A 6,431-nucleotide genomic window follows, 5' to 3' on the forward strand; every position below is an offset into this window, starting at 1 on the left:
CTGGACCGCGACCGCAGACTCAATCCTCAAAAAAGTGGCCCGTGGCCGAGTCGCCCTTGAAACCATCAAACAAAACTGAGACAGACCACTAGTTGCCGACATAGGAGCAGAATGCCCGGCAACATGGTGGGCGAGTTCTATCCGTCGTTACAACACCCAGCCGGCCACCTCCCGGTCCCTTCGAGGGCCATCTGGCGGAGGCTGATGGAATGGAGCCGAGTGATGCCCTCCCGCCAGAAGCAGATCTGGGTCTTCTCGGGGGTCGCGGGTCACTACGATCGCGAGTCATTCATCGAGCCGGCCGCCCACTCATGTTCGAACAGCATAACTTTCGTGTACTGCACTTCAGCTTCTTCCACTTCGCCTGCTTCACTCGGTGGGTCATTTCCGTAGGCTCTCGACCCGCTGGCTGGCGAGTCAAGAATGTCCTAGCCCAACCGGGCCCGTCCTTGATATTTTGCCGAGGAGACGCGCCCGGAACGCCGCAAACAAGAGACAGATGGACCCTCGGATATAGGCAACAGCTGAAAGGCTACAGTTGGCTGCATGCTTGAGACCAACTCGCCGGTAGCGCCCGTAGATTCTCACGACTCGGATGACTTCGTACCGGCAGAATTTATTCGCGCACGTGCTGAAAAGGTCATAGCGGGCGTACTGCGCGACGAGGTGGGATTTGCCCGCGCCGTCAAGGCGATGGTCGCTCACACGATCAAAGAGTACCGGGGAAGATTTCTTCACGAGCTGATTCAGAATGGCTACGACGCGCACCTTCCCGGGACTCGAGATGGCAAAGTCGCGATCATTTTTGACGAAACTGAGGGTGCACACGGTGTGCTCTATGTTGCGAATGGCGGACGTCCGTTGTCGCAAAGCAACTTTGAGCGGATGGCGACACTCGGTGAGAGTGACAAACCTATTGGGGAAGGGATCGGCAACAAGGGCGTCGGGTTTAAGAGCGTCTTCCAGATCTGCGATGTACCTGAGATATACAGCGCTCGTGATAACAACGATTCGATGTTTAACGGATATTCATTTCGTTTGGGTACCCGGGCTGACCTCTTGGAGATGCTGGACGATGACGATATACGCGCCGACCGAGTAGAGAAAAACCTCTCCCTGAGCATGCTGACGGTCCCGTTATCTAGCGTCCCTGCTCGGGCCCAGGCACTGCGCGAGCAGGGCTACGTCACTGTTCTGAGGTTGCCCTGCTCGTCATCCAGAGCTGCGCAGGAAGTTGAGGAGCGGATCGACCGGCTTCGCAACTCACCTGCTCCCGTTATGTTGTTCCTTGACCGCCTGAGTTCGATGACTATCCAGTCGAGCAGCCAGTCGGATCGAGACGTGCTCAGCCGAAAAGTGGTTACAGCGGAATCCATCGGCATGCGAGTGGTCCTCAACGACACCATCCGCTTTCATGTGTTCAGCCTCGTGGTTCCCCAGGAACGACTCCTGTCTGCATTGCAGGCGTCGGTCGACGAAGGAGCGCTGGACGCGCGGTGGCTTGAGTGGGATGCCACTGCTGAGGTGAGTGTCGCGGTGGGCGACGGATGGGAGGTGAGCGCACCGCATGCTTTCACATATCTCCCGATGGGCGATAACGCGGCGGCCCCTTTTTCAGGCCATATTAACGCCCCGTTTGTTACTGACTTTGCCCGGCTCGGCCTGGACCCGGAGCAGCCCGTCAACAAACTCCTCCTAGAGGCCGCTGCAGAGCTCTGCATCCGCTCCGCCGATGAACTAATAGCCGAGGATCTAGACGCGAACTCTGTCGTCGATCTGACGGCCTGGGCGGCCAACACACTCAGCTTTGTCGATGAGGCCTCTAAACGCCTGAAGGACCAGCCGTTAGCAGACGTCATTCGCGTTCCGTGCCTTGGCTCGGGTTGGGCCGCACTGTCGAGCGTTCATCGGTGGCCAACCGACTCAGGAAATGTCATCACGCCTGAGACAGTTGCCCGAGTAACCGCAGCCCAACTCGTCGATCCGTCACGTGTAAGCGAAACAAGGTTGCGGCGGCTGGCTGAAACCGGGAAGTATCTCGGCGCTAGTCTCGAGCCTTCTCCGGAAGTTTTGGCCGAGTGGGTTGAGCGTTTGGCAGCAGACCTCGGCTCGAGTGCAACCACAATGACTAAATGGCGCATGTTCTACGATGACCTTCCAGTTCTGTTCGCGTCCGGGGACCCGCTTTCCGGACGAAATCTGCTCCTCTGCGCAGACGGAGCGGTAGTGTCGTGCGATCACAGACACAAAGGCAACGATGGCCCGCGACGCCCCGGCGGTCGTGCGGTTTTCTTTTCCCCGAAGAGCACCGGCACAGACGATGACGACGCTGTCGACAGCGACCTTGATTTCCTGCCGCCCAAGTCTCTGGAAGATCGACTCGTCTTTCTGCATCCGGAGCTGGAGTGGTACGTGGGCCCTCAAAGAACCCGAGGCCGCGCCTTTCTTCAGGATCGAGGGCTGGCCAGACAGTTCCGAACCGCTGGCCTCTTGCTGCATCTTGGTCAGGTTATGGCTGGGAAAACGTCGCCACTGGTGAAGAGCGACGCCTTGCAGTTCGCTTTCAGGTTATTCGCCAACAACCCCACGAAACACTCGAAGGAACTCGCTGCAGTGGGGTTGGAGGTACCGACGATAGAAGGCCGCTGGATCAAAGCCGGTCGAGCCCGATTCTCGGCGGGATGGCTCGTGGAAGGCGCCGATGACCTTTCCACTCTCGCGGCCCTTCCGAACGACACTTTCCCAGAACTTTCACAGTTGTCGACCGTCCTTCTGGCTGACCCGATGAAGTTGGATGAGACGGGCACTCAGACCGAGCGCTGGCGCGATTTTCTCCAAGTCATCGGTGTCGCGGCTTCTTTGCCCGTGATGGAGCAACCGGATCAACGGGCATTCAAAGGCCGGAACCTGACCCGAGAGCACATCGCCGCAGACTCTGTCCCTGCGGATGTGCCGCACGCGGTAGTCGCTCAGTGGCTCCCCACACTTACCGATTCAGGCAATGTGCATCACCCGGATACTCGGTTCACGACGCCTGACCCCATCTGCTGGTTTATAGGGCAGCACGAGTCGCCCGCCCTCCCTCTGCGAGCCAAGGAGGCCTATGCGCGGTCAGTGGCGCGGACGCTTCCTACGTTGAGAGAGGATCAACGGCACTCCACTTGGAAAAGACAAAACCCTGGAGGCTGGCCGTCCAAGATCCCGACACCGCTGACTGCCTTCCTCACATCAGAAAAGTGGATGCCCGTCGCTTACCCTCGCTCCGACCAGATGGAGTTCGCGTCGCCGGACGAGGTCTGGTTCGTCAAGCAGGAGGACCTCATGGCGGCGTCTTATTCACCTGTGCTCCATGCAGCTATGCGGAAAATCCTCACGGCAATTTCAGGATTCAACGCTGAACGGCTTCGACTAGGGCTTCGACTCTGGGGTGATGCCGGCGATGCAGCGAAACTTATCGACCACCTTACGGGGTTGCTCGACGCAGGAGACGTCCCCGATACTGCGCTGGAGCATTTTAGGTCAGCTCTGGCTCTGGCCTGGGCGCAGGTCGGCGAAGTAGCCAACAAATCTGTTCCACATTTGAACAATGGGGTAACAGTCGATCGAGCAGGCCATATGCTCGTGACTCGAGAGGTCGACGCCGAGTCCGACCCCCTCTTCATTGCAGCCCTCGACGACAAGTCCACAACGACTCGCTTGATCCGCGAAATAGGTTGGCCAACCGTAGACGTAGAATCAACGCAAGCTGCGGTCCTCCATGAAGTCGCAAACCTGCTTAGCGATAAATGGCCAGCAAACGTCCAGGTCGCCAGCGGGTGGAAGCTCGATGTCTTGACCGACGGGACGCCGTGGCAGTCGGGGAAAGATTCCCCTCGACTGATAGACGAGGTTCCCTGGCTTCCTCTTCTTGTGGCTTGCACCATGCGGCATCCCAGGGCCTCAGCACTGCGGGCAGGTAAACAAATATCGAAGACACTGGACGACCTGTCGCGTATTCGGCTCGCCGGCTGCGAGTCGATCACCATCTCAACTGCGGCAGGGCACCAACGACTACCGCAACGGCTGCGGGGAGTTCTTCCTATGCCGGGCTCAGCTCCGACTCTCCTTGCCGAAGGTCTAAGTTCGCCTCTGACTTGGCCGCACCTAGAGGTGCTTGCCGAGGCTGCACTTGAGTTGCTTGGCCAATCGCGGTTTAGCGCCGAGCTTTCGCTCAATCTCAGAAAGCTCAATGGCGACTCTACTGATACGTTCTCCAAGCCGGAAAACTGGGAAATTGCCGACGCCGTTGGCACCCCGTCGCGGCTTATCGACGAAACCGAAGCTCACGTCCTAGGATCTGTCTCCGGAATAGTCGGCCGATTGAGCCACGTCGCGCCATGCCTCTGGGATGAGGAGACCGCGGCAGTTATCCACCCCGACAATGTTGATCTCCTGTCCATGGAGGGTCTCCGCACCGCCGTCACTGCTGCCTGCTCGGGAGACACGCGGACAGCGGCGGGGCTGCTAGATGCGGCGGCGGACACCGCGACGTCCGATGAGCTAAGGCGGCGACTCGGTATCAACCTGAAGGTGTTCAACACAGCCCTCGCCCGCCATTTCCCCGACGCCCCCGCAGTCGACTACACCGAGCAGTTCGCCCACGAGTTCAGTCTCCGCAAGAGCGTTCGGCGAAAGGAGCTGATCCGTAGGGCCCGAACCTCACGCCTGCAAGATTTCCGTGGTCAAAGGCAGCAGACCGACTGGCATTCAATTAAGGATTTGACGTTCCTGACAGCAGATCCTGACTGGGGAACATCAATCGATGAATTGACTTCTGATCAGGCGGATCAACACATCGACGACATGATGACTGTCCAATTTGGGGACGAGCCGCATTTTCCAGATCTTCCAATTTGGGACAAGGTTCGGGAGATAAACGGGAAACCCATGTTGGAACGGCTTAACGCGATCAGTCGCGCAATCCGGGCATGGTGCGCTCGAGAAGAAGTCCGACTAATTCCCTTGTGGGCCGAAAGCACGGCTCCCGAATCGGTTTGGGCTCGGCTCGACTCTGTGGGCGCCCTTGATTTCGAGGAATTGGACGATCCAACCCTGATTAGCTGGCTAGGCGAGCTGGCGCTTTGGCCAGCCGATATGGAGCGCACTCTCGATCTCAAGAAACTCGGCATTTCAGCCGATGACCTCAGTGCGCAGGAATCCGCAGCTGCCGTCGAACGACAAGCACGGCTTCGACAGCAGCGACAAGTCATCTTGCACGGCGAAGTGATCGACTTGGACGACGCTATGAGCACCCTGGTCACCAACATGAGGGAGCTACTGCAGAGTAACCCTCAAAGCCTTCGGACGCCCTACCGCACCTCAACCCTTCGTCCCGCTACTCCAACCCGCGCCGGCAGTAATAGAGCTTCCGGTCCTGGTTCCTCACGACAAGCACCTCAACGGATGTCCGACATTCAGCGCAACGCGCTCGGACTAGCTGGCGAGATGATCGCATATCACTGGTTGTCAGAGCGCGACCCGGGACAAGTCGACGAGCTCTGCTGGAAATCCCGCAATTGCAGTCTCGCGCTGGGAGGGCGGACAGGTGACGACGGGCTGGGCTACGACTTCGAGGTCCCCCGCGCGGAAGGGACCGTGATGTATGAGGTGAAGGCCACCCAAGGTGAAGCTGGGATGATTGAACTCGGCGAAACAGAAGTGCGCTGTGCTCAGGAGCACGCGCGAAGCGATCGTTGGCGGCTTCTCATTGTTGAGGAAGTCCTTTCCGATTCACCGCGAATCGTGATGTTACCCAACCCTTTCAGGGCAGACAGCCGTTCGATGTACAGCTTCGTGGGCAATAGTGTGCGCCTCCGCTTTGCGCTCCGCCCGTAGTTTCAAGTTGAGGGTGCCCTTCGCGTTTTAGTTATTCGAGCTCATGCGTTCAATGCCCCATAGCGTTTCGCCGCTGCCCGAGGCCGCCAAGCAGCGCTGTGGACAGTGGGAGGCAAATAAAACCGGTGGCGCCCCAGATGAACTTGGGCTCATCCAAAACCGTCCCGCGACCTTCGTTGGAACACGAGCTCCTCAAACCCCAGGCCGGTCATCACCGGGATTCTGGGCGTCTGTGGGTTTGCCAGCCGGCGGGTCCAGCATTACCGGTGTGCCGAAGTCGCTCGGAACAGGATGACACGTTCTCCGACTCAAGGTCGGCGGGTCTCCCGTAAGACCTCGAATATAGGTGTCGGACTGCTGTCTTAAGCCAGGTACGGCATGTCCCATCATCAACGACGAACGGCAGCCTTAGCATCGGTTCATGAGTCCGAGTATCCCGATCCTTGCGTCCGTCCGAGCGCATGTTAACGCCAACCGAAAATAGGGCCAGAAACGCCAACTGAAAATAGGGCCACCGACCATCATGGAAGGTGATCAATTTGGATGATTGGGCGGAG

At 58.5% G+C, this 6,431-nt stretch carries 1 protein-coding gene; it reads left to right on the plus strand.

All coding sequences use genetic code 11. The annotated features are described in order from the left end of the window. Window positions 1-546 precede the first annotated feature (546 nt). On the plus strand, window positions 547-5,874 hold the full coding sequence (locus RCH15_RS18815; protein ID WP_326962175.1) for a DUF3883 domain-containing protein: 5,328 nt from the start codon (window positions 547-549) through the stop codon (window positions 5,872-5,874). The last annotated feature ends 557 nt before the right edge of the window (window positions 5,875-6,431 follow it).

This window comes from Arthrobacter sp. MP_M4, from assembly GCF_035984855.1.
Classification (GTDB): domain Bacteria; phylum Actinomycetota; class Actinomycetes; order Actinomycetales; family Micrococcaceae; genus Arthrobacter.